The organism is Paenibacillus farraposensis (genome assembly GCF_020736845.1).
GTDB lineage: Bacteria > Bacillota > Bacilli > Paenibacillales > Paenibacillaceae > Paenibacillus > Paenibacillus farraposensis.
On the sequence record NZ_JAFFQR010000059.1, the window covers coordinates 1 to 228 of the forward strand.

Sequence of the window (228 nt, forward strand, 5' to 3'; positions counted from 1 at the left end):
GTCGGCCCTTCACATTTGTCTGCACAGTCCGTACACACCCGCCATTTGGCAGCAGGCGCGGTACAGGACAGAGCGCTGGCAGAAGGGGCCGTGAAGTCTGTGCATATTGCAGCGGAATCCGTTCAGCCGCACCATCTGCAAAGCGGGACCATTCAAGAAGAGCATATTGCCCCGCATGCGGTAGCGTCTCATGCCCTGCAGGATGAATCTGTAACATCCGACAAGCTG

General features: G+C 57.5%; 1 protein-coding gene. It reads left to right on the forward strand.

All coding sequences use genetic code 11. The features are described 5' to 3' along the window. The coding region (locus tag JO375_RS08750) for a hypothetical protein (RefSeq protein WP_407672816.1) at window positions 1-228 on the forward strand (228 nt) is incomplete at both ends.